This is a genomic window from Oceanospirillum maris DSM 6286 (genome assembly GCF_000422865.1).
Taxonomy (GTDB): Bacteria; Pseudomonadota; Gammaproteobacteria; order Pseudomonadales; family Halomonadaceae; genus Oceanospirillum; species Oceanospirillum maris.
Genome location: NZ_AUGW01000033.1, coordinates 1 through 23885, shown reverse-complemented (window position 1 = coordinate 23885; position 23885 = coordinate 1). Strand labels below are relative to the sequence as shown.

Sequence of the window (23885 nt, the reverse complement as noted above, 5' to 3'; positions counted from 1 at the left end):
TGGCCGTTTACTTCAAGTACCCAGAGCAGGTGCGCAAAGCGATTTACACGACCAATGCGGTTGAGGCAGTACACCGCCAGTTCCGCAAACTGACCAAGACCAAGGGAGGCTTCGCCAATGAAAACGCGTTGCTCAAACTGCTGTACGCCGGTATGTTAAAAGCATCAGAAAAGTGGACGCATCCGGTGCAAAACTGGAATCTGACGCTATCGCAGCTGAGCATCCACTTCGAAGGACGGATCGACGGTTACGTAGATCTGTAAGCAATGGGTGACACAGAACTATGAACACCCTCTGGTAGTAAGATGTTATCTTTGTTGTATTTTTCATCAGAATAAACCTCAAACAAGCCACGAATAATCTGCTCTCCTCTTCGCTCGTAAAGCTGAATGTCTTTCTTACGAAGAATTGCTTTAAACAACAGTTTTTTCAGCCCTTCGGCTAGTTTTGCATGTTCTTTGTAACCTAAACAACCATCAACTAAACCAATGTCAGAGCATAAGGTATTAACTATTTTTGACGTCAGCTCTTTCTTGAGAATAATTGCATACTCTTCTGACGTACCGCTACTACTAGCTTTCATAGCTACACTTTGCGCATCTTTCGCTATAGTAGCCATGATTGGGTATGCATCTTTAAACTTGTCGCTAATGCTAAACTCATAAACTATTTCACCTAAACCAATCATGCCAAAGCTTAGTGCATCCTCTAAGTCATGTGCTGCATAGGCAATTTCGTCGGCTAAATCCATTATCTCAGCATCAATACTCTTGGTGACAGTAACTTCTTTACTTTCAAGTTCGCCTTTTAAAAAATCATAATCGGCATCGTATAAGAACTTTTTACAGTTCTGCTGCTTATTGAAGAAGTATTTGGTAATAGCCATGAGAGTGCGCACATTTAGGTTTAGCCCCGGATACGCGTAATGTTTCTTTTCTAAAATACGTAAGATTCGGAATGCTTGAGCATTTCCCTCGTAACCACCACACCCTGAGCTCAAGTCGTTAAGTACAACTTCACCGTAATGTCCAAAAGGCGGGTTACCAATATCATGTGCTAGTGATGCAGTTTCAGCTACAACCGTATGCTGCAACTTGAGGTCATAAGCAATAGAGCGAGCAATTTGTGCCACTTCCAAACTATGTGTGAGTCGGTTTCGATTAAACTTATTAGCATCTACACCAAGCAATTGCATCTTACCTTGCAGACGTCTAAAAGATGATGAGTATAGAACTCGTGCATAATCACGCATCAGATCTTGGCGGTGCTCAGAACGCCCATCATCGTGCTCGTGTACACGATACTCTAATTTAGAGATTATGTTCTCTTGCTCTCTCGCATACTCAATTACTTCATTATCGTACATATTTTTCTCTTTATTAATTATCTAACCAACTAACCTTGGCTTATAACATTTTGATGTCAGGCATGCTTATTTCGAGGCTTTCAAACATCGACAAAAACCAAGGAAAGAGTTTAATTAGAAAGGAAAAATCCATTTTCTGATCTGACGGCTTCCCTGCTAACTGCGCCTGCACGTTTTCCATAATGTATTGATTATGCAGCTTATCTAATTTCCTTAATTAGGTAAATCGAGCATTAAGTCGGATAAAGCCAGAAGGTTTTCCGGCAAAACCTGAAGCACTCTAGATAAGATGCCGCATCTGGTTTTTGTTGCTAGCAATATAATCCTCTGACAAAAGCCTTAACACGGCATAATTCCATACGACCAAGGTGTAATACTGCAATGGAATCAGCTCTGCTAATTTCGGCTTCTTTCAGGAAAGGCAGCATAATATGCTGCCTTTTTAATTTTAAACACTGTTTATTGATGACAAAAACAAGAGTTACCAGACGATCATGTGGAATATTATTAAAATTGCCAGTGCTTTTATCGGTATTATTGTAGGTGCCGGATTTGCTTCCGGTCAGGAAGTGCTGCAGTACTTCACCAGTTTTGGCTATATGGGCACGGTAGCCGCGATGGTGGCAACAGCCTTGTTTGCCTATCTGGGTATGATGCTGACCTGGCTGGGTAGCCGAACAGGTACTCATTCCCATAAAAGCGTGATCTACCAGATCAGCGGTCGCCATATTGGCCGGATTGTCGATGGTATTATTATTTTTACACTGTTCGGTGTCGGCGTGGTGATGATCGCCGGTGCAGGCTCAACCCTGAATCAGCAGTTTGGGCTACCTGCTTATGTTGGCAGTATTGCGATGACGCTGATGATGGGGGCTACCCTTATGCTGGATGTGCGCCGAGTAGTGGGATTGATCGGTAGTATCACGCCGTTTTTGGTACTGGCTCTGGCTCTGGTCTGTGTCTACAGCCTGTCAACCATGGAAAGAAGCTTTGCAGAACTGGCCCCCATTGCGGAAGGTATCGACTCAACATTGCCACACTGGCTGGTGTCTGCGGTTAACTATGTCTCCTTTAATATTGCTGTTGGTGCCGCCATGGCGTTGGTGATGGGGGGAGCCGAACCCAATGCAAACATCGCTCGCTGGGGTGGTCTTTTGGGTGGTGCCGGTGTGGGTGTACTGATTATGATCAGCCATCTTGCTATGTTCTCTCAGGTTGATCAGATAGCGGGCTATGCGCTGCCTCTGCTGAAAATTATCGACGGCATCTCTCCGCTGCTGGCAAAAGGAATGGCTTTTGTGCTGTTCGGTATGATCTTCAGCACCGGTGCCAGTATGTTTTATGCCTTTGTCGCCCGATTTACACGAATGCAGACCACAGCGGCTAATCGCTTCAGTATCGTTACCCTACTGGTGGCCTTTATCGCCAGCTTCGCCGGATTTACTCAACTGGTAGCCTTCTTTTATCCTTTAATCGGTTATTTGGGACTCTTTTTGGTGCTGGCTCTGATCTATGCGCCTTTCCGACTAAAGAAAACAGCAGCGATACAAACATTACAGCCGATAACGGATAACTGATCACATCCCGCCAACCAATCCCGAGCCGGTAAAACGCCCCAACCCAAGCTGCAACCTGCCTCTTTGCAGGTGCAGCTCTATTAATCGCCCTTTTTTTTATTGTTTCGATTGCAGATTATTGTTTCGATTGCAGATTATTGTTCCGATTGCAGGGTTAGTGATGACTCAATCACAAGATGACCGCTGATTAGCAGCCCTAATCGGAATATTTCAGAGGTTAACAGAGCTTTTCTGTTTATTTTCCCCTGTATACTGGCATAAGCTGTGCTTGTTTATGGGGCATTGGAACAGTCTCAAGAATCAACAATGATAAAAAGGTAATCCCATGTCACAGATAATGGATAATATTCTCGCCGAACCCGTAGAAGTACCGCTGAATATTGCCGTGCTAACGGTGTCTGATACCCGCACCTTAGAAACCGATAAAAGCGGCGATACCTTGATTAAATGTTTGGAAGAAGCCGGTCATAAGCTGGGGGCGCGGGCGATTGTACCGGATGATATTTATCAGTTGCGGGCAACGGTCTCTAACTGGATTGCTGACGAAAATATTCACTGTATTATCAGCACCGGCGGTACTGGTTTCTCAGGTCGTGACAGTACGCCTGAAGCGGTTACGCCGTTACTTGATAAGGTGATTGATGGCTTTGGTGAGATCTTTCGCATGGTTTCCTATGACGAGATTAAAACCTCCACCATCCAATCCCGAGCGGTTGGTGGTTTAGCTAATAATACCTTGGTCTTTTGCCTGCCGGGTTCTACCGGAGCCTGTCGAACAGGTTGGTATAAAGTGATTAAAGATCAATTAGATAGCCGTCATCGCCCGTGTAATTATGTTGCTCTTTTGACCCATGGCAATGCCACTCATATTTAATCTATTTCTCCCCATTCTAGACCTTGGTAAACCTGATTAAGACCTTGGTATAAAATGGGGCTGTGATACCCTGAGTCCTAGATTAAGTGGGCTCTTCAGATGTTTAATCACTAATGATCTAACCGCTTATATAATACCGATGCTTTATTTCAGATCTTCAACGGAAGCCAGAACCTATGTTGCTTAAATCGAAAAAAGACGCCTGTGATCAACCTGGTCTAATGCCGGTGGATGAAGCAATCAGCCGGATCTGTTCGTCGATCACGCCAGTTGCTACCGAAGTAAAACCTCTATTTCAAGCCGCAGGGTGTGTTCTGGCTGAGCCTGTGGTTTCTCAGATTAATGTTCCGAGTATGAACAACAGCGCAATGGATGGTTATGCGCTAAATATTAAAGACTTGAAGAAAAGCCCTCTTAAGGTAAGTCAACGCATTCCTGCGGGCCATCAGCCGTCTCCTCTTGAAGTCGGTACCTGTGTTCGTATTTTTACTGGCGCTCCTCTGCCAAAAGGTGCGGATACGGTGGTGATGCAGGAAAAAGTTAAAGTTGATGGCGATCAGGTCTGTTTTCATACCCATATTGATGTGCCCCGTAAGGGTGATTTTGTACAGAAAATTGGCCAAGACATCAAAAAAGGGCATGTATTGCTATCCGCTGGTAGTCGTTTAGATGCGATCGCTTTGGGTTTGATCGCTTCCGTCGGTCAAGCTGACGTCTTGGTGTATAAGAAGCCAAAAGTGGCGCTTATCAGTACCGGTGATGAGCTGGTTGAACCTGGAACGCCTTTACAGGCCGGTCAGATCTTTAATTCTAACCGCTATATGTTGCTGTCTTTACTCGCCTCGCTGGGGTGCGAGGTTATTGATGGTGGCATTATTCCTGACAGTCGTAAGGCTACTGTTGAAGCGCTACAGTTGGCCGCGAGCAAAGCTGATTTAGTGATCAGTAGCGGTGGAGTCTCTGTTGGGGAGGAGGATCACGTTAAGCCTGCCATCGAAGAGCAGGGTACGCTTAATCTTTGGCGTATGGCGATGAAGCCAGGTAAACCATTGGCCTTTGGCCAGATTAAAACGCCAACAGGTGAAACACCTTTTATTGGTCTGCCGGGAAATCCTGTTTCATCCCTACTGACCTGTTTAGTGGTGGTTCGCCCTGCATTAGGTGTCTTGCAAGGTCGAGGGGAAGTTCCTGCACCGGTGTATCGTTATGCCGAAGCGGAGTTTAATATTGAAGCCGGTGAGCGCCGTGAATATCTTAGAGTACGCCGTGTGCGTTTGCGCCCTGGTGACCTACCAAGCCAGCCAATGCGTGTCGATATTGCGCCATCGCAGAACTCTGCCGTGTTGACCGCTTGCCAATGGGCTGATGCTTTAGCCATTGTTGAACCGGGTCAGAAAATACGTGAAGGTGATTGGGTGAAATACCTACCGATGGACTATCTTATGCTCGCGCCTTAGGATCTAACATTAGCTTCGATCTAACCTAATATTAGCTTCTACTTTCATTGATCAAAAAATAGGGCTGGTGGCATTATGATGCCATCAGCCGTACTTGTTTATATAGCCTATGGTTCAAATGGCCTACGAATTTACTGGGTATAGTCACTTTCCCAGCGGTAGTGCTTATTCGCTTTTTGGCTAACCCATCCTTCCAGTAACAGCTGCTGGAAAATGACTTCAGCCTGCTCTGGGCCTATTTTAAAAGCAGCAACGACTGATTTCTTACTGCAGCGGACATCCCTTGATCGCAGTGCATCCAGCACTTGCTGGTAGAGGCTAGGTTCAGGTTCTATCTCTTGCAAAGGCTCGCTTTGGCTATTCTTTTGGCTAGGGCTATCGCTTTGGTTTTCCGGTTTGCTTTGATAGGTCAGTAGCTTAGGTGTTTCTACGGCAAGGCTATCTTGAGCTGCATTTAATCTCTCAAAATGTTTACGAAAACGCAGTTCTTCACCGATCAAGCTGATAAAAAATGCGGCAAAAAAATCGAGCAGAATCGATAAAAAGATCACCAAGCCGAGTTGAGCCGTTTGCGAGCTAACGTGCAATGTTTGTGCTAAACCATCAATAAGCCCCAGAACAGACCCTTGGCGTGTTACCGGTAAGCTATCTCTCTGGGTCGCAAGCTCTTGCTGCTGTTGGCGTAATTTATTATTTTCATTTTGAATGCGTGTTAAGCCAATGGCGATTCGGTTTAACTCGATATATTTCTTGGCGGCCTCATTATTAAGGGCAATCTGTTGATCAATAGCATCAATCTGTCGATCAAATGCGGCGATCTGATTTTGCTGTATACCCGCGTAGCTTTGAGCTTTATTGGTGGCGCTATTGATACCGCCCACAGATCCGGCAATCGAAATGGCTGCTAATACGGCATAAAAAACTAAGGCGGTTATGGTCGCTACGTAGTGACGACGGGCAAGTCGTTCACCCACCTCATACCAGACAAAAAATTTACCTAACTCAAAAATAATAGCAAGGCAGCCAAACATTCCCTGCATAAGCGGATCATCATCAATGGAGATAAAAAGCAGTAATGAAAAAATAATCGAAGTTAGCACGGATGCCGCAGTGAAGCTGTAGACACTACGCATGGCAAATCTTGATTTAGGATAACGTATTGGAAAAGGAGTTGTTGCAGGGTGCATAGCAGAAAATCTCAGTACAAGCCGTGAGTGCAGGGACGCTCAACGATAAGAGCGTAAGATAACCCCCTGCAAAAAAGGCGCTAAGGATACCTGATAATGGAGAAAAATCTAAGTGAAATCATACTGTTAATTCAAAATTCACCATGACAGATATCAACATACAAGGGCGATAAAACGCTTTAACAGTGCTTTTATCTCATCATTTAACGGCCAACCTGCATTAATACGCACATAATCCTGATAATGCGACAGAGTGGTAAATGCAGGGCCGATTCTTAGATCAATGCCTTCGGCCACGGCTTGAGGCCAAAGGGCTTGGCTATCCAGATGAGGAATCTGTAGCCAAAGTACCATGCCTCCGGTGGGATGGCTCACAGCGCTGCCCTTGGGAAGGTGCGCTAATAAAAAAGTACGGTAGTCTTTTAGGTTTTGCTGCAGTTGGACCCGCACATGGTTTAAATGCTTTTGGTATTGGCCGGTATTGATAAAATCCGCCAGACCTGCCTGCACCGGCGTACTAACCCCAAAGTGATTAACCCCATGACAACGTTCAAAGGCGGTAAAAAAGCGCCCCGGCAGACACCAGCCCAAGCGAAAGCCCGCGCTTAGGGTTTTAGAAACGGAGCCACACCAGAGTAGATAACCCTCTTTATCCCAATATTTAGCGGGTAATGGCAGGGTTTTAGTCTGCCCCAGTTCTATATAGATATCATCTTCAATCACGGGGATCTGGTACTGGTTCGCCAGTTCTGCCAGTCGCTGTTTTTGGGCGGCTGACATGCTGATACCTTGGGGATTCATATGGGAGGTACTAAACAATCCGGCTTTAATCTGCCGTGTTTTTAACAGCTGTTCAAACTGATCCAGATCGATACCCTCTGGGGTAGACGGTATTTCAATCACTTGGCGATTAAGTCCGGCCAGCAGTTCCAACAAGCCACTAAAACAGGGCGAGCTGATGGCTATCGCATCGCCGGATGTGGATACTGTTTCCAAGGCGATACGCACCGCATCAATACAGCCACCGGTAATGACTAAATCTTGGGCCTGAAAAGGAAAGCCGTATCCGGAAAAATGCTGCTCTAACGCTTGACGCAAAGCAGGATCACCTTGGCGGTCGGGGTAAGCGTGTAATTGTTGTCCTAGCCGTTTTAAACCTCGTTTTAAGCTGCGCTGTAGCGGTTCCGTCGGCATAAATTCTGGCGATAATTGCGAGATACCCAGCGGCCCTGGTTCGTAAACGCTGGGCTGATAATGGATGCCAGACTCTTGAAAGGAGTGGGTGGGCGTCAAAGGACGTGCCATCGGCTGATAGGCGATGGTTTTTAACTGGCTACGGAACTGAGGTAATTCAGGCGTGCGATGTTCTAATAACGGGCTGGAGACATAAAACCCAGACTGAGGTTTAGCGATAATCCAGCCAAGCTCCTCCAAATGATGGTAGCAGTTAATCGCTGTAGTCATACTGACATCAAACTGGTAGGCCAGCTTACGCAACGAAGGCATACGGCTGTGGTGCGTTAGCCGTTGCTGTCGAATATCGTCAATAATCTGTTCCGCAATTCTTTGATAACGCACTGTGTTGATTCCCACTTTATGCCTATCGGCATTCTAAAACCCTATCGATGCTCAGGGTAGTTCAGGTTACGGTGAACTGTATACTTTTTATTTTCAATAATTGCATCTGTTATCTTTTTGGCCAAACACTGACACTGACACCTCGTTATTAACCCAACCGCAATGAATAAGGAGGGTAATCATGCGTTTCAAAGATTTACTATTAGGCCTAGCCATTATGTGTTTGTGGGGCTTTAATTTCTCGGTCATTAAGCTGGGTGCGGATCAAATCAACCCGATTCTATTGACCACCTTACGCTTCGCTTTTGCTGTGCTGCCGGTAATCTTTTTTATTAAACGGCCTCAGGTAAAGTTGCGCTACCTTGTCAGTTATGGTGTCACCTTTGGTGTTGGTGTTTGGGGGATGATGACCTCTGCTATCACTCTGGGGGTCTCTGCGGGTATGGCGGGTGTTTTGATGGATTTAAGTTTAATTGCCAGTCTCTTTATTGGTTGGCTGGTGCTCAAGGAAACAATTTCTGTTCGGCAGGCCTTGGGGGCGTTACTGATTATGTTAGGTGCCGGTGTTAGCTTAAGCCTACAGGATGGTTCTGTGCCGGTTATGGGGTTGGTGCTGGTGTTAATAGGGGCCTTAAGTTGGAGTATTATCGGCTTAATCGTCAAGCTTGCTAACACCCAACAGGTCTTTGCTTTTAGCGTTTGGGGTATGTTGTTTGCGCCTCTACCTTTAGCTGTACTGGCTTTTATCACCTACGGTGGAGACATATTTACCGACTTACCAAAACAGATGAATGGCAGTGTTTGGTTCTCAATACTGTTCCAGGCCTACCCTACAACATTGCTAGGTTACTGGTTATGGAATCGATTGATTACCCAGTATCCTCTATCGACCGTGGCACCGCTAACCATGTTAACACCGGTATTTGGCTTAATTGGGAGTATGCTGTTTCATGGTGAGGTGATCGATAACACTAAATTATTGGCTTGTGGGCTAATTCTAGTCGGATTTTTGATTGGACAATGGCAGCAAAGCTGGCTGAAACGCCAGCCCGCTGCCAAAGTTGAGGTTGCTAATATTTAAAGCGGCGCACACTTTCATTCAGGTGCTGAGCAATTTCCTGAATCTGCTGGCTACTATTAGCGGTTTCCTCCGCTCCTTGTAGTGCGCTTTCTGCAACATCATTAATCTGCTGGATATTGCGTAATAGCTCTTCGGTGGTGGCGGATTGTTCCTCTGTTGCTGAAGCAATCTGCATATTCATGCCGGTGATCTGCTTCATTTCATCGGCAATTCCCATTAAAGCAGTACGGGCGCGCTCAACATCAGAAACACTCTCTGAGGACCGATTCTTACTATGGCTCATTTTCTCTACTGCGCGCTGGGTTTGTAGCTGCAGTTTATCAATGGTGTCTTCAATCTCTTGAGTTGAGCTGTGGGTACGATTGGCAAGGGTGCGAACTTCATCCGCAACCACGGCAAATCCACGGCCATGCTCTCCAGCCCGTGCCGCTTCAATGGCGGCATTCAGGGCTAAAAGGTTCGTTTGATCGGCAATTTCACGAATGACATGAATGACCGCACCAATCTCTTGGCTACCGGCTTCTAGCTCTGAAATAGCATCGGCAGCACTTTGAATATCTAGCGCCTGCTGTTGGATGCTCTCAACCACACTACCGACAACATTCAGGCCGTCTGCGACTTGATTATTGCCATTTTGAGCAGAATCAGAGGCTTGCTGGGCATTGTGAGCCACTTCCATAACCGCTGAATTCATTTCATTCATGGATGATGCCACGCTATCGACTTCTTGTCGTTGTGACTCAGCTCCTGTTCTGGCATCTTGGCTGTGCCTCTCAAGCTGAGTCGAGACGCTCGCCATAAGCTCGCTGCGTTCGGCAATATCAAATACCAAAACACGAATACGTTCAGAAAAGGTGTTAAACGCTTTACTTAAACTTGCTACCTCATCATTACCTTTCACTTCTAATCGGCGGGTTAAGTCACCGTCACCATTAGCAATATCATTCAAGGCGTTAGATAAGGTGTTCAGAGGATTCGCAATACTCTTTGAAACAGCAACAATAATAATGACCAAAAGTACTAAGGCTAATAAGCTAATCATAATAATATGACGCACCAACTTATTAGCTTCAGCACTGACTTTTTCCATCGGCAATGCCATGACAAAGTTCCAGTGAGATGTTGTCTCTGCCAACTCAATCTTTTCACTAAGAATAAGGGTGCCGCCATTGAATAGAGGCGTGTCGGTGATCACATTAAAGGGGTTACCGGTACGGATTGCTTCGAGTAGGCTGGGTAGCGCATTGCCAGAGATATCCGCTTCAGTATCAGCGGCATTTTTGCCTAAACGTTTAGCATCAGGGTGGGCGATAACAACAGCGTTATTGGTAAAGATCGCGGCAGCCCCTGTATCATAGAGTTTTAGTTTAGAGACAATGCCTTGGATTTCGTCTACAAGTACATCAACACCCACAACCCCTTTAAACTGCCCCTGCTCTATAATAGGTACCACAACGGAGGTAATTAGCCGCTGCTGGCCTGCGATTTCATACCAGTAGGGATCTAAAATGGTTGGTTTTCTACTCGCCTTTGAGAGCTGGTAATAATCTCCTGCGCCTGATTGGGTGTAACTTACCAAAGGCTCAACAGTAATTTTCCCTTGGGCATCACGGTACCAATAAGGGATAAATCGGCCAGACGCATCATGATTGTCACTATTTTGGTGGCGATTATCCAAACCATCAAAAGTATTGGGTTCCCAAAGCGTCCAGCTGCCAATAATATCAGGGCGATCCATAAGGTGCTGTTTAAGAATATTGTTGAAGAAATCTCGACGCTGCTCTACGGGTACTTGAGTGCGCATTTTTGCCGTTGCAGTCAATCCTTTTAGCTCTTGCAGCGCATTATTAAGGGAAGCAACCGCTTTTTTACCTTCATTTTGAGCCAATAAATGAGCCGCATGTATCGCCTGCTGGGTACTCGTTTCGGTTACTTCTGCCCGCAGCAGCAGTGTGATCACCAGAAAAACGATCACTATTCCGGGCACTAACGTTGCCATCAACTTTTTTGTCATTGATAAAGCGTTAAGCATCTCTTACTCCCTGTTCTCTCATTCAATCACGAACTTTCATTCAATCACGAACTTTATAATTTTTATGGCGACTTTATATTGGTTTGGAGAATACCCTAAATTAGCAAATAATTGTTATATTTTTAATGGTTGTTTGATTGTTTTCCCATTAAAAAAGCCCCTTTCATAAAGTCATGAAAGAGGCTTAATTGCAACGAGAATGATGCTATAACGATAAACAGTCGACTATTTTTAGATCAATTTTTAGATCAACCATTTGCAGATTAACTATTCCTAGGCCAGCTTAGCAAACCCGTCACGGGTGTAGTTTTCGCTACCATCTTTACTGACACATAGATTATCTTCAATACGAATACCACCGTAGGGGAGTAATTGCTCAATCAATGCCCAATTGATCTGGCTCGCAGCGGGAGACGCTTTTAGTTCAGCCAAAAGCTGTGGAATAAAGTAAATCCCAGGTTCCACTGTAATCACGTAACCGGTTTCAAGTGTACGGGTGAGTCGTAAAAAAGGGTGTTCTGCGGGTGGCTGCTTGATACGGCCTGTTGCATCTTGCTGCCACCCACCCACATCATGTACCTGCAAGCCTAGCAGATGACCTAAACCGTGGGGGTAAAAGGCTCGGGTGATACCTTGCTCTAATTGCTCTTCTGGGTTAGCTGTCACAATACCAAAGCGGTTCAGCAGGTCTGCGATCATCAGGTGCATCTGTTCATGCAGTGCCACAAAATGGCTACCGGCACTAATTTGATGACACAGTTGTAACTGTAGGTCGTCTAACCCTCTGACTAAATCAGCAAATAGCGAGCCTGGCTGGGTAAAGGTTCGAGTGATATCTGCTGCGTAACCATTAAAACGAGCGCCAGCATCAATCAATAGCGTACGGTGTTGGCTAGGGGCCGAGTGTTGCTGAAACTGATAGTGCAGCACCGCAGCGTGCTCATTTAAACCGACGATATTATCGTAGGGCAGATCTCGCTCGTTATGCTGAACAGCTGATAAATAGGCTTGATGAATCTCGTATTCGCTTAAGCCTGATTCAAAGCCCTGTAATGCTGCCCGATGACCTTTTACAGCCAAATAGTTGGCCTCACGCAGACAGTGTTGTTCCCACTCTGTTTTTACCGCACGGTTAAAATTAATACTTTGGATTAAGCCATTAGGGTTGTGGCTAAAGGGCTTTTGATCTAATGCTGTTTCACCAATAAACGCTGCCTCGCTAATAACCGCAGTATTGAATTGAGCGACCACGGATAATATGGCCGATACATTATCATAGGCAACCCACTCAAAACCTTTAGCCCAATCGGCAGCGGGCAGATCTGGCGTTAAATGCCAAAAATCTTTTGGTGTGTAATAAAACATTAAGGGCTTTTTGTTGGGTCGTACTAACAACCAGCAGTCAGGGTGCTGGGTTAAAAATGGAGCCCAATGAACAAAATGTGGATTAGGACGAAACGGATAGCGGGTATCGTCCAAAAAGTGTTTATGCAGGCCGCCTGAACCGATCAGCATCTGATCAAATTGATGCTCTTCTAACAGCTGTTCTGTTTGAACGTGCAACTGAGATAAGTGAGCAAAATAAAGTGGAGTCATAGCAAAACCTCTGTTAATAGAGAAAGCTTGTTGATGAAAGCTTAAAAACGAATGAAATCGGTATCAGAAAACCAGAGCGCGCTCTTGCAACCCTTGTTCCAGCAAACTCCATAGCTGCTTAAGATTAGGCTGCACATTTTGTCGGTTTCGGTACAAACGAATTTCTAAGGGTACAAACCATGAGTTATCACCGGCCAAACTTAAACTGCCGTGCTCTAAATTACTGGTGATAAGCCGCTGGGGTACCCAACCAAAACCAAAGCCTTCTTTGATCATCGCTTTGACGCTTAGAGAGTGAACATTCTCATTCATGGTCACCAGCTGTGGTGGTTCAGATTGCTGTTGAATAAAGTGATCCAACACAGAGCGCATAAAAGAGTTTTCGTAGTAACCGATATAGGGTAGAGGATGCGCTTTTTTCCCTGGCAGATAATATAAAGGGCGACCATCACCATCATTAGCGGTTACAGGGACTAACTTTTCATGGGCCACTGTTAAGCTTTCAAAGCGTTCGTCATCCAGATCCCGTGCCACTTTCATGGTGGGGTGCCAAAAACACAGCACCAAATCACACTCTCCTTGGGCCAGCGCATTGACAAAATCAGCGCCAACCCAGGATGTGGACTTCAAGTTTAGATCAATAGGCAGATTATGTTGTGCCGAGAAAGGTAGCAGCGCAGAACGGTACAGGCTTAAATAGAGTGTTTGCGTTGTGGCAAAGGTAAGACGGTTGCTCTGTTGCTCGCGGATTTCGTTGCAACGCACCTTTGTTTCTCGGGCGATACGTGTCATCTGCTCCGCCCCGGCTAGAAAGACTTCTCCGGCAAGGGTTAAGGAAAGAGGCAAGCTGTTACGATCAATCAGCGTTGTCCCCATCTCCTCTTCTAGCAGTTTAATCCGACGGCTTAAGGTCGGTTGGGTGACATTGCGCTCATCCGCCGCTCGGGAAAAATGCCGAGTGCGGGCTAAAGCGATAAAATCATCAAGCCATCTAACTTCCATAGCAAACCTTAAAAGGACAAAAACTGATCTGAATTAATCAGAGTTTTTTAACTGCAGCCAACGATAAATTGGGTTCAGCAGCGATTCACCTAATTTAATGGAGCGCTCCGGTGACCAGCCGAAATCCGCATCCGGGCGGTTATCGTAATCCTTAAAAGGCATTTCCAGTGTCATGGATGGGCAGTTAAACTCTCGGCCAACCCAAAATGCGGCAATGGTAAAGGTCTCTGGGCCAAATTTACCCGGTGGGTAGCCGCGTTCCAACTGAAAGTCTGGGTTGACCTGTGCCAAATTCTGCTTAAAGCGATTCTCTTGTTGCAGAACAGCCTCTGGCAGATGGGGGGCACCTTCTTGGCCTGCAATAAAATTACAGGGTAATGCCTCATCGCCATGTAAATCTAGGAAGAGATCAACACCGGTTTTCTGCATCAAGGTTCTTACGGCCAGAACCTCTGGGCTGCGCTCTAATGTTGGGCTTTCCCATTCACGGTTAAGATTTGCGCCACAGGCGTTGGTTCGTAGATGACCACGAATAGAACCATCAGGATTCATATTAGGCACGATATAAATATCGGCCATATCCAATATTGACTGAGCTAACGCATCATCCTGATCTAACAGTCGGGCGATAAAACCTTCCGCACACCACTCGGCCATACTTTCACCGGGATGTTGGCGGGCCGTTACCCAGATCTGTTGCTTGGCTTTTGCTGAGTCGGACGCTGGATTATGCTGGCTAACTTTCAGCAGGTTCAAGTCGTGGCCGTCCAGCGTGGTGCCAATATCATGCACCTCACATAGAGGTGATTGTTGGGCTTGGCCTATTAAATCCAGATGCTGTTCCCAGCTATAGGGTGCGAAGTAGGCAAAATAGATGCTGTTCTGGGCGGGTGTATGCTGAATAACCAGCTCACCCTTGGCCGGTTCAAATAGAGTTTCTACCCGAAACCATGTCTCTCTATCGTAGGACGCCACTGCGCGGTAATCCGGCCAGCCATCGACATAAGCGGCTTCGCCAGCATTAACAAGACGCAGGTTCAGGGGCTGATTCTTAGCCCCTTGCACCCGAAAATGAAACCACTGGAAGAAATCCGACTGGTTGTCTCTGCGAATACTCAGCTGAATATCCTGCGGATTCGTGGTCTCCAGCACATGAATATTACCGGAATCAAACTGGCTACTTATTTTAAGTGCTGAGGTTGCTGGGGTTATTGTTAAGCTCATTGTTTATCCTTATTTCAGGCTCGTCTTAATCTCAAAGACGGCCTTCTTCAACACCGTGACACGCCACCTGACCGCCTTCTTCTGTCGTTATCAGCTGCGGGATCTCTTGTTTACAACGTTCATTCGCATAAGGGCAACGACCGTGGAAGACACAACCACTTGGCAGATTCACCGGTGTGGGTACCTCGCCCTGTAGTTTGATATGGGGTGGACGATCATCTTCCAAGCGCGGAATGGCTGACATCAGCGCCTGTGTATAAGGGTGTCGTGGCTTAGCAAACAAGGTTTTAGTGGTTGCCAGTTCGCAGAGTGTTCCCAGATACATCACGGCGACTCGAGTACCAAAGTGCTCAACCACGGCTAAATCATGGGTAATAAACAGGTAGGTCAGGTTGCGTTTTTCCTGGGCATCCATGAGTAGGTTTAATACCTGAGCCTGAATCGAAACATCCAGTGCAGAGATAGGCTCATCCGCCACAATAAATTCAGGATCAACCGCTAGAGCGCGGGCGATACTGATACGCTGGCGCTGGCCGCCAGAGAATTCGTGGGCAAAACGCTCTCCCCAGCTAGGGTCAATCCCGACAGAGAACATCACCTCATGAACCTTGTCCCGCACCTGCTGGGCAGACCAATCGGGGTTATGTAAACGCACCGGCTCTTCTAAGGTTTGGCCGATCGTCATGCGCGGGTTTAAGGAGGCATAGGGGTTCTGAAAGATCATCTGCATCTTTTTACGGTAGGGTAAAAGTTGCTTGTCATTCAGATCATCAATGCGCTCGCCACGGTAACTGATCGTTCCTGCGGTCGGTGTAATCAAGCCCATCACCGTACGGGCCACGGTGGATTTACCACAGCCAGACTCACCGACAACACAGAGGGCTTCGCCCTTTTGAATATCTAGATTAACGCCGTTGATCGCGTGTACAAACTCTTGTTCACGTACAATCTTGCCGCCTTTAAATTTAAGCTGATCAAGAAAATCACCGGAGATATTGAATTTTTTATACAGCCCACGAATCTGCACTAAGGTTTCAGATGATGCCTGTTGTTCTGAAGCGACCTGTTGTTCAGACGATGGCTCTAGCTTAGACGATACCTTGACGGTTTGGTCGGTCATGATGATACCTCCTCAGGGGCTTGCTGGGCTTTTTTCATATCAGCAACCATATGACAGGCCACCTGACAATTGCCGGATACGGTATATCCGGGTAATTGCTTGGTACAAGCCTCTACAACGTAATCACAGCGAGGGTTAAAAGCACAGCCCGTAGGAATAGACTGCAAGCCGGGCATCGCCCCACGAATTTGGTTCAAACGTTGGCCGGGAATTGCCATCTGTGGCAGTGCGTTCATCAAGCCTTGAGTATAAGGGTGCTGGGCATCATTAATAATTTCACGGGTTGGCCCTTGCTCAATGACACGACCGGCATACATCACCAGTGCTTTTTGAGTGACCTGCGAAACAACGCCTAGATCATGGGTGATCAGAATTAAGGCAACGTTATTGCGCTCACACAACTCGACCATCAGCTCCATGATTTCTGCCTGAATGGTTACATCCAGTGCCGTGGTTGGCTCATCGGCGATAATAATATCGGGGTCCATCAGTAGGCCGATGGCGATGACAACCCGTTGACGCATACCACCAGATAGCTCGTGGGGGTATTGGTCAATACGGGTTTCTGGCGATGGAATCTGTACCTGTTTCAACTTTTGCACGGCAATTGTCCGCGCATTATCTTTATTGATTTTTCGGTGCGCCTGTAGGCACTCTATCATCTGCTGGCCTATGGTGAGCACTGGATTCAGCGTCATCATCGGATCTTGAAAGATCATAGAGATACGGTTGCCCCGTACACTGCGTAGCTCTTCTGGCGATAGTTCCGCTAAGTTTCTACCTTCAAAGTAGATCTCACCAGCAGAGATACGGCCAGGTTTGGCAATTAGGTTCAGGATTGAAAACCCGAGCACCGATTTACCCGCGCCGGACTCCCCAACTAAACCTAAACGTTCGCCACGCTCTAAAGTGAAGTTGATATTACGCAGGGCTTTTATTTCTCCGCTACGTAAACCGAAACTGACATCAAGGTTTTTTACTTCTAATAACGGCATCGTCCTACCCCTTATACAGTTTCGGGTTGAGTACATCACGCAGCCAATCGCCCAGCAGGTTCATAACCAATACTAGAACGATAAGCACCAAGCCAGGAATCACTGTAATCCACCAAGCACCAGAGAAAATATACTCAAAGCCGCTAGAAATTAGAGAGCCCAAAGAGGGTTGTGACACCGGCATACCCAAGCCTAAAAAGGAGAGTGATGCTTCAGATATAATGGCGTTGGCAACCTGCACCGTCGAAATCACTAAAATTGGCGATAGGGTATTTGGCAAAATATGACGGAACATAATACGAATCTGACCTAAGCCCATAACCCGAGCCGCATCCACGTATTCTTTCCTTTTTTCTGCCAAAACTGAGGCGCGAATAGTACGGGCGTACTGAGGCCATTCGGCAATACCGATGACGAGTACCAGCATAATCATCGCTAAATCTTGATACAGTGCCGTGCCAAAGCTTGCTTGAAAAATTGCCAGCACCACAATGGCCACCATCATGGTAGAAAACGACAGCTGCACATCGGCAAAGCGCATAAGGATGCTGTCCACACGGCCACCACGGTAACCGGCAATCAAACCGATAATAATACCGATGGTTGCCTGCAGCAGTACCGCGCAAATCCCAATGGTTAAAGAGATACGAGTGCCATAAAGAATGGTTGACCAAAGATCACGCCCTTGGGCATCGGTTCCTAACCAAAACTGAGGGTCGCCTTCATCCTCATTCCAGCTTGGGGGTAGCTCAGAGTTCATAATATCCATCTGAGTTGCATCGTAAGGATCAAAAGGGGCGATCATCGGGGCAAAGAGTGCCATTAGCACATAGCCCATGAAAATAGTGAAACTCAGTTGCGCCACTCGATCTTTTAGAAAGCTGTGCCAAACATGGGTTTCTTTAAAACGCTGCCAAGCGTTAGGCGCTTTTTCTGGCGCTACAGGTGTTGGTTTGTTTTGAATGCTCATTGTCATTGTGCCCTATTTTTTACCCGCCAGATTCACCGTAGGATTCACGAGGCCATAGACCAGATCGACAATCGTGTTGGTGACTACAAAGATAGCGCCGACCACAATCAGGTAAGCGACGATAAGGGGCGTGTCTACGCGGTTAACCGCTTCAAGGAACAAAAAGCCCATGCCCGGCCATTGGAATACGGTCTCGGTCAAAATCGTGTAGGCCACCATCGTACCGATCTGAACACCACCAACGGTAATCACCGGCAACATGGTGTTTTTCAAGGCATGCAAGAAGTAGATACGGCGCGGATTTAACCCTTTGGCCCAAGCAAACTTAACGTATTCAGACTGCAATACCTCCATCATCTCCGCACGTATAAGACGGATAAACAGCGGTAGCATAATTGAAGCAAGAGAGATGCAAGGTAAAACAAGGTGCGCTAAGCCGTCGACAGTAAATAGCCCTGACTCCCAACCCCAAAACATCTCAAGGGTTTCCCCTCGACCAAAAGAAGGCATCCAGCCTAATTCGATGGAGAATAAGTAAATCAAGCCAATCGCGGTTAAGAACACCGGTACGGAAATCCCGATAATACTGAAGCCCATCACTGCTTTTGAGAATAAGCTTTGCGGATTAATGGCGGAGTAAACACCTACTGGAACCGACAAAAATAGGATGATTAAGGAAGCGCCAAAAACCAGCTCTAATGTTGCTGGAAGTTTCTTTAAAATCACCTCAAGGGCAGGCTCTTTAAAGAAATAGGAAGTACCTAAATCGCCCTGCAACGCATTTTTTACAAAGCGGCCGTACTGTATTAGGAAAGGATCATTCAGGCCTAATTCGTCACGAAGTTCTTGGCGCTCGGCTTCTGACACCGATTGACCGACCATCTCTCGTAGGGGGTCACCCAAATTATCCTGAATGGAGAAACTGATGAGGCTGATGACAAACATCACCACCACAGCTTGAGCCAGTCGTTTTATAAAAAAAGCAATCATGGTTGTTCTGCCTTTATCACGTCGCGGTCCTTGCGTCGTTTTTTATTCTTTATTGATGGAACATTAATTAAACGAACAAAAAGGCTGGCCTGGTCTTCAAAAAAACGACCAAACCAGCCCGTACTTCACCTGACCGAGGATGGATTATTCTTCAATAACCAGATCACCCAGATAAGGGAAGTTCATTACGTTTAGTACTGGCTCCGCTTTTACTTTCTTGCTGGCAGCCCAAGCTAGATTCTGCCAATGCAGAGGGATAAAGGCTGCATCGTCATATAGCGTCTGCTCAATTTCTTGCATGATCGCAGCACGTTTCTTAGGACTGGTTTCTGTATTGGCCTGCATCATCAGCTGGTCAGCTTTTGGATTACAGTAGTTACCACTGTTGTACTGGCCCAGACCGGATTCAGTGTCAGGGCAAGCGGTTAGGAACTCATAAAAATTGTTGGAATCTTCAGTATCTGAGTGCCAGCCAATCATCAACATATCTGCAGCGCGAGCATCAAACTCGCCCCAGTACTGGGCTTTAGGCATGGTTTTTAGATCAACGTTAATCTTGATCTTAGCCAGCATAGACGCAACAGCCTGAGCGATTTTCTCATCGTTTACATAGCGGTTATTAGGAGCCATCAAGCTAATGGTAAAGCCATCTTCATAACCGGCATCTTTCATTAACTGCTTCGCTTTTTTCAGATCATAACGCGGTTTAAGCGCCTCATTATGTCCTAAGTAACCCCAAGGGCTTAACTGAGCCGCCGGTGTTGCAAAGCCTTTCATGATTTTCTTCACAATACCTTGCTGGTTAATGGCATAGTTGATCGCTTGACGCACACGAACATCTTTAAAGGCCTCAACACGCTCTTGGTTCATCTGAATTGTGATGATGCGTGTGCCGCCCATCGTAATCAGATCAACATCTTTATTGGCTTTAATGCGCTTGTGATCGGTTGGTGGAACCGGTGCAATAAAATCAACGTCACCGGAAAGAAGAGCCGCTACACGGGTTGGCGCTTCTTTAATTGGCGTTAGAACGATTTTATCGACATTGCCCGGAGACTGGGTATCCCAGTAGTTACCATTACGGTCAAATTCAACACGAACACCCTGCTGACGGTAACCCACGGTGTAGGGGCCGGTACCTGACAATTGACGGGATGCAAAAGAATTACCGTGTTTGATCAGTTTGTCTTTTGGCTCGCCGTTGGCATCGTTGCCAGAATAGAACTTACTGTCCATTGGAAACAGGTAAGTTAGGTTATTCAAAACCAGTGGGAAAGGTTTTTCAGTTTTCAGCTCGACAGTGTAATCGTCGATCACTTTCAATCCGGAGAAAGGAGCAAATACGCCTTTAAAATCAGCAGATTCGCGCAGACGGTTAAAGGTGAACTCAACATCTTTAGCGGTAAAGGTGTTACCAGAGTGGAATTTTACACCCTTACGCAGATGGATGCGCATGGTCAGATTATCAACACGCTCCCATTTTTCTGCCAGACGAGGTTCAAAGCCCAGCTTCTTATCCCAACGTACCAGAGGATCGAACGTCATATGGGATAGCTGGAGTGTGCCGCCGGAAAGCTGTTCGTGCGGATCAAGTGATACAGGGTCAGCATCGTATGCCATCTTCAAAGTTGCTGCATGGGCACCCGTCATAAGCCCAAGGCTTAGCACGGCACCCGCTAGCAAAGATACGGATTTTTTCATTTTAAGTTCCCGTTAGTTATTATTGGTTTTTTGATTAGTATTTTTATTTGGAAAGTGTTTTCCAACACCTATGCCTGTGGTCAGGTCACTAATTTGTCATCACAAAAAGTCTAATGCATGGTTAGAGGTCTACCAATTGGAATAACGAAAGAGCTCATACAAGATCGGTATAATGCCAAAACATCTCCCTAAATCAGGGCACAAAAACAGTCTATTTGCCCATAAAAGAGCATTAACAGTGCAATTAACCTAAAAATAGCCGTTTTTATCCGATTTAAAAAAAGCAAAAAACAGGTCTTTTTTTGCTCGTGGATACCAAACTCCGGCAATGATCCCCGGCAACTATTCAATTAGCGTATAATGACGCCTTAAAACCCAGACCTTACTTTGATCTTCACTCTGAATAGAGAGCCTGTATGGAATTTGATTTTATTTGCGACCGAGATGGCCTGTGTAGCTTAGAACTTAACGGAGGCGAGCAAACCGCCTTAGAGCGTTGGTTTAATGCCGAAGAACGTCAATCGGTGGCAGCACTTGATGACATATTGAAGGTTGTCGCCGCATTAAAAGAGGGTAAAAAGCGTGAGTTTGTCAGTAACGATGCGGAGTTCCAAATCACATTAACTCCAGATGACTGCTTTATTGTGGCAAATTGGTTGTTATTTGATACTGAGTTTGAAGCCAAATTTGGCCGACAGCCAACGGATGAACTAGAAGAAGAGTCTCTCAGCGCGGATGAAAATGATGCCCGTGCAGAGTGCGGCTTAGATGATTTTGCTTATCTATTAGAAGAGTGGCGAGTGTTTTTATTAGAGAATCAGTCTTGAATATAACGGCTTAGAGCTTAGAGTAAACGTACAGGCTAGCCATTCGATCTCACTTGAACTAATATTAGATTTTTCTTTTGTAAAGAAAGGCATTGATACTAACCCAAGTGAGATATTTCCTATGACTATCGTATTTAATTGGATCGATCATCTTAGTTGGTCGCTACTTATCTTGGGTTCTTTAACCTTAGGTTTAGCGCCATTTTTCCCAGAACCCCATCTTATAGAAAAACTCCGTATGTTAAGCAACGGTGAACTAAAAGCTCCTCTTGATTGGTTTGATCTTTTTCTACACGGAACCATCCCTCTTTTACTGCTCATTAAGCTGATTGGTACCGGTATCAAACAGCTGTAAACGGTGATTTTTGCCCAAAGGCCCGCGAAGGGTGACTCAAGTATCGGTAAGGTTAGAATCTGACCAATTCCGACAATTGCTTAAAATAAATTGTTAAAAGCCCTCCTCAATAGTAATGTCAATATTTACGATCTAAGCGTTAAACTTTGTAACCTAAGTGTTATTTTTCGTTCCAACCCTACGATATGATTGAGAAACGCTATGCCGTTAAAAGCCCATATCTTTCGATATTCAGCCCAATGTTGGCCAACAGGTACGAAGAAATGAGTCATGATATTGCAAATAAGCTCGTTAAGAAAAACAGTGGCCCTTTAATTACAGCCCTAGAGCCGCGTTTTTTATTGAATCTTTCACCCGTGGATTCGGCGTTATACCTGCTGCAGACTCAAGACTTACCTGAACCGGCTAATAAGCCTTCTCTTTATGCTCGTCAATCTTCTGTTTATTCTAATCAATCTACGGGTTGTAATAACCAGCCTGCCCGTATTGCTCGTAAACTTGATCCCGCTAAGAATTATGGCCGCAAAGATGTCGCCTTTATTGATAAAGACATTAAGGGTTATGCTGAACTAATCGACAGTATGGGGGTAGGCGTTGAAGTGGTGTTGATTGAAGGCCATAACGGCGGTCTAACTCAGATGATCCATTGGGCCTATCAAAATAATGATTATGATGCGGTACATCTTTTTTGCCACAGCCACCATAGCTTCACAAAGTTAAAAGCAAGCCACTATAATTCTAACCAGTTTGCCAATCATACGCTTACCCTAGAAGTGCTTAGTCAAAGTATGAATACTGACGGCAGTATGCTGTTATATGGTTGTGATGATAGCAGCGAAGAGCTAGATGTTAGCTTTATTGGTAGTCTTTCTCCTGTGGACACTCAGATGACAGATGAGCAGTCAGGTTTGCTGATGATGCGTGCTGACTGGGAGTTTGAACGCTTTATCGCGACCCCTTAAGGTTTATTCGATCTTAACAATACCCTCTAACGTATGTTTATCTTTATTTGCTATGCTTCTGAAATAAAATTCTTTTTTAGGAGCACCCTATGTTTACGCTGCACTCTCGCCTTGAGCAAGACACCATTCCCGTTGCAGATCTGCCTTTAAGTCGCTTAGTCTTAATGAACGACCAGCGCTACCCTTGGTTTATTTTGATTCCTCGTATTGGTGGTATAACTGAGATTTATCAGCTGGATAGTGCCAATCGCCAGTTATTAACCCAGGAATCCTGTCTATTGGCTGAGGCAATGATGACGGCATTTCAAGGACAAAAGATGAACATTGCAGCGTTGGGCAATATTGTTCCTCAATTGCACCTGCATCATGTTGTACGGGAAGAGGGTGATGCTGCCTGGCCTGCTCCAATTTGGGGCGTTGGTGAGCCGATGCCTATGAGCCATGAACGGGCCATCACGCGAATTCAGCTGTTACTTTCCCATCTGAAAAAATCATTGCCAGAGCTGCATATCGTTTAAAGTATCGTTTAAGGTGCGCCTATTGACATCCTCCCTCCGCTAAATCAGACAAGCTGATTATAGCGGGGGATTCCTACTGCTAGACGGCCATGCCCGACCGCAAGAATGTTCCTGGCCGCGTTCACATCGCGGTCGTGAGTGACACCACACTCACTGCAGATCCATTCTCTTATTCGCAAACCTGATCGACCCTTCGGACTACTGACGGAAATACAACCGCAGCACGAACAGGTTTGGGTGGTGTACGACTCATTCACTTCTTTGAAAACAATGCCTGCGTGAGCGCATTTATAATCCAGCATCGTTTTCAGCATGGCCCAGCCTGTATCCAGTACAGACTTTGCCATCTTGGTTTTGGCTAATGAGGAAGATTTCACGTTGCCCACATAGATTTCACCGGAACGGTTCACCAGTGAGCGACTGAATTTGTGCAAAGCATCTTTGCGCCGGTTGGCTATCTTGGCGTGAATGTT

General features: G+C 45.9%; 22 protein-coding genes. 9 read left to right on the top strand and 13 right to left on the bottom strand.

Annotated elements, in window-relative coordinates:
• Positions 1–263, top strand: a 263-nt coding sequence (locus G517_RS0111475) for a transposase (protein ID WP_028304532.1), incomplete at its 5' end; no start/stop codon positions are given.
• Here the strand turns inward: G517_RS0111475 and dgt are convergent.
• Complete coding sequence (gene dgt / locus G517_RS18855; protein WP_211224285.1) at positions 248–1366, bottom strand: dGTP triphosphohydrolase; 1119 nt, start codon at positions 1364–1366, stop codon at positions 248–250. The two genes, G517_RS0111475 and dgt, sit on opposite strands and share 16 nt — an antisense overlap.
• Before the next feature lie 494 nt (positions 1367–1860).
• On the opposite strand from dgt, the gene G517_RS0111460 reads away from it, so the two are divergent.
• The 3 genes from G517_RS0111460 (at position 1861) to G517_RS0111450 (ending at position 5274) form a co-directional block, all read left to right on the top strand.
• Complete coding sequence (locus tag G517_RS0111460; RefSeq protein WP_028304531.1) at positions 1861–2943, top strand: YkvI family membrane protein; 1083 nt, start codon at positions 1861–1863, stop codon at positions 2941–2943.
• 325 nt (positions 2944–3268) lie between these two features.
• Positions 3269–3817 (top strand): molybdenum cofactor biosynthesis protein B, encoded by a 549-nt coding sequence (gene moaB / locus G517_RS0111455; protein ID WP_245543240.1) that lies wholly within the window; start codon positions 3269–3271, stop codon positions 3815–3817.
• 176 nt (positions 3818–3993) lie between these two features.
• A complete protein-coding gene (locus tag G517_RS0111450; RefSeq protein WP_051206349.1) occupies positions 3994–5274 on the top strand; it encodes a molybdopterin molybdotransferase MoeA in 1281 nt (426 codons plus the stop codon).
• Positions 5275–5405: 131 nt separating this feature from the next.
• Here the strand turns inward: G517_RS0111450 and G517_RS0111445 are convergent, their stop codons facing one another.
• Together G517_RS0111445 and G517_RS0111440 are read right to left on the bottom strand one after the other, a co-directional pair.
• The gene (locus tag G517_RS0111445; RefSeq protein ID WP_036591326.1) at positions 5406–6407 is read right to left on the bottom strand and encodes a hypothetical protein; all 1002 of its coding nucleotides are present in this window, start codon (positions 6405–6407) and stop codon (positions 5406–5408) included.
• A 207-nt stretch (positions 6408–6614) separates the two neighbouring features.
• The gene (locus G517_RS0111440; protein ID WP_245543239.1) at positions 6615–8054 is read right to left on the bottom strand and encodes an aminotransferase-like domain-containing protein; all 1440 of its coding nucleotides are present in this window, start codon (positions 8052–8054) and stop codon (positions 6615–6617) included.
• 166 nt (positions 8055–8220) lie between these two features.
• Here G517_RS0111440 and G517_RS0111435 point away from each other — a divergent pair, with 166 nt between their 5' ends.
• Positions 8221–9120: an EamA family transporter gene (locus G517_RS0111435; RefSeq protein ID WP_028304526.1), complete on the top strand. Its 900-nt coding sequence runs from the start codon at positions 8221–8223 to the stop codon at positions 9118–9120.
• Here the strand turns inward: G517_RS0111435 and G517_RS0111430 are convergent.
• The 9 genes from G517_RS0111430 to G517_RS0111390 all read right to left on the bottom strand — a co-directional run bounded on the left by G517_RS0111430 (position 9110) and on the right by G517_RS0111390 (position 20750).
• Positions 9110–11152: a methyl-accepting chemotaxis protein gene (locus G517_RS0111430; RefSeq protein ID WP_028304525.1), complete on the bottom strand. Its 2043-nt coding sequence runs from the start codon at positions 11150–11152 to the stop codon at positions 9110–9112. The genes G517_RS0111435 and G517_RS0111430 overlap by 11 nt on opposite strands.
• A 273-nt stretch (positions 11153–11425) precedes the next feature.
• Positions 11426–12748, bottom strand: coding sequence for a Xaa-Pro dipeptidase (gene pepQ / locus G517_RS0111425; RefSeq protein WP_028304524.1), 1323 nt, complete (start codon positions 12746–12748; stop codon positions 11426–11428).
• 63 nt (positions 12749–12811) lie between these two features.
• Positions 12812–13750, bottom strand: coding sequence for a LysR family transcriptional regulator (locus G517_RS0111420; RefSeq protein WP_028304523.1), 939 nt, complete (start codon positions 13748–13750; stop codon positions 12812–12814).
• Positions 13751–13783: 33 nt separating this feature from the next.
• Positions 13784–14974 (bottom strand): M14 family metallopeptidase, encoded by a 1191-nt coding sequence (locus tag G517_RS0111415; RefSeq protein WP_028304522.1) that lies wholly within the window; start codon positions 14972–14974, stop codon positions 13784–13786.
• Between the two features lie 31 nt (positions 14975–15005).
• Positions 15006–16094: an ABC transporter ATP-binding protein gene (locus G517_RS0111410; RefSeq protein ID WP_245543238.1), complete on the bottom strand. Its 1089-nt coding sequence runs from the start codon at positions 16092–16094 to the stop codon at positions 15006–15008.
• A complete protein-coding gene (locus tag G517_RS0111405) occupies positions 16091–17089 on the bottom strand; it encodes an ABC transporter ATP-binding protein (protein ID WP_028304520.1) in 999 nt (332 codons plus the stop codon). Before G517_RS0111405 ends, G517_RS0111410 begins: the two co-directional genes overlap by 4 nt.
• A 4-nt stretch (positions 17090–17093) precedes the next feature.
• Complete coding sequence (locus tag G517_RS0111400) at positions 17094–18059, bottom strand: ABC transporter permease (protein ID WP_028304519.1); 966 nt, start codon at positions 18057–18059, stop codon at positions 17094–17096.
• A 12-nt stretch (positions 18060–18071) separates the two neighbouring features.
• A complete protein-coding gene (locus G517_RS0111395) occupies positions 18072–19049 on the bottom strand; it encodes an ABC transporter permease (RefSeq protein ID WP_028304518.1) in 978 nt (325 codons plus the stop codon).
• A 144-nt stretch (positions 19050–19193) separates the two neighbouring features.
• On the bottom strand, positions 19194–20750 hold the full coding sequence (locus tag G517_RS0111390) for an ABC transporter substrate-binding protein (RefSeq protein ID WP_028304517.1): 1557 nt from the start codon (positions 20748–20750) through the stop codon (positions 19194–19196).
• A 416-nt stretch (positions 20751–21166) separates the two neighbouring features.
• Here G517_RS0111390 and G517_RS0111385 point away from each other — a divergent pair, with 416 nt between their 5' ends.
• The 4 genes from G517_RS0111385 (at position 21167) to G517_RS0111370 (ending at position 23412) form a co-directional block, all read left to right on the top strand.
• Positions 21167–21577 (top strand): YacL family protein, encoded by a 411-nt coding sequence (locus G517_RS0111385; protein ID WP_028304516.1) that lies wholly within the window; start codon positions 21167–21169, stop codon positions 21575–21577.
• Positions 21578–21698: 121 nt separating this feature from the next.
• The gene (locus tag G517_RS0111380) at positions 21699–21932 is read left to right on the top strand and encodes a hypothetical protein (RefSeq protein WP_036591323.1); all 234 of its coding nucleotides are present in this window, start codon (positions 21699–21701) and stop codon (positions 21930–21932) included.
• Between the two features lie 263 nt (positions 21933–22195).
• The gene (locus tag G517_RS0111375; protein ID WP_028304514.1) at positions 22196–22894 is read left to right on the top strand and encodes a DUF4347 domain-containing protein; all 699 of its coding nucleotides are present in this window, start codon (positions 22196–22198) and stop codon (positions 22892–22894) included.
• Between the two features lie 89 nt (positions 22895–22983).
• Positions 22984–23412, top strand: a complete 429-nt coding sequence (locus G517_RS0111370; protein WP_028304513.1) for an HIT domain-containing protein — start codon at positions 22984–22986, stop codon at positions 23410–23412.
• Between the two features lie 44 nt (positions 23413–23456).
• Here the strand turns inward: G517_RS0111370 and G517_RS0111365 are convergent.
• Positions 23457–23885: RNA-guided endonuclease InsQ/TnpB family protein (locus G517_RS0111365; protein WP_028304512.1), on the bottom strand; the 429-nt coding region annotated here is incomplete at its 5' end.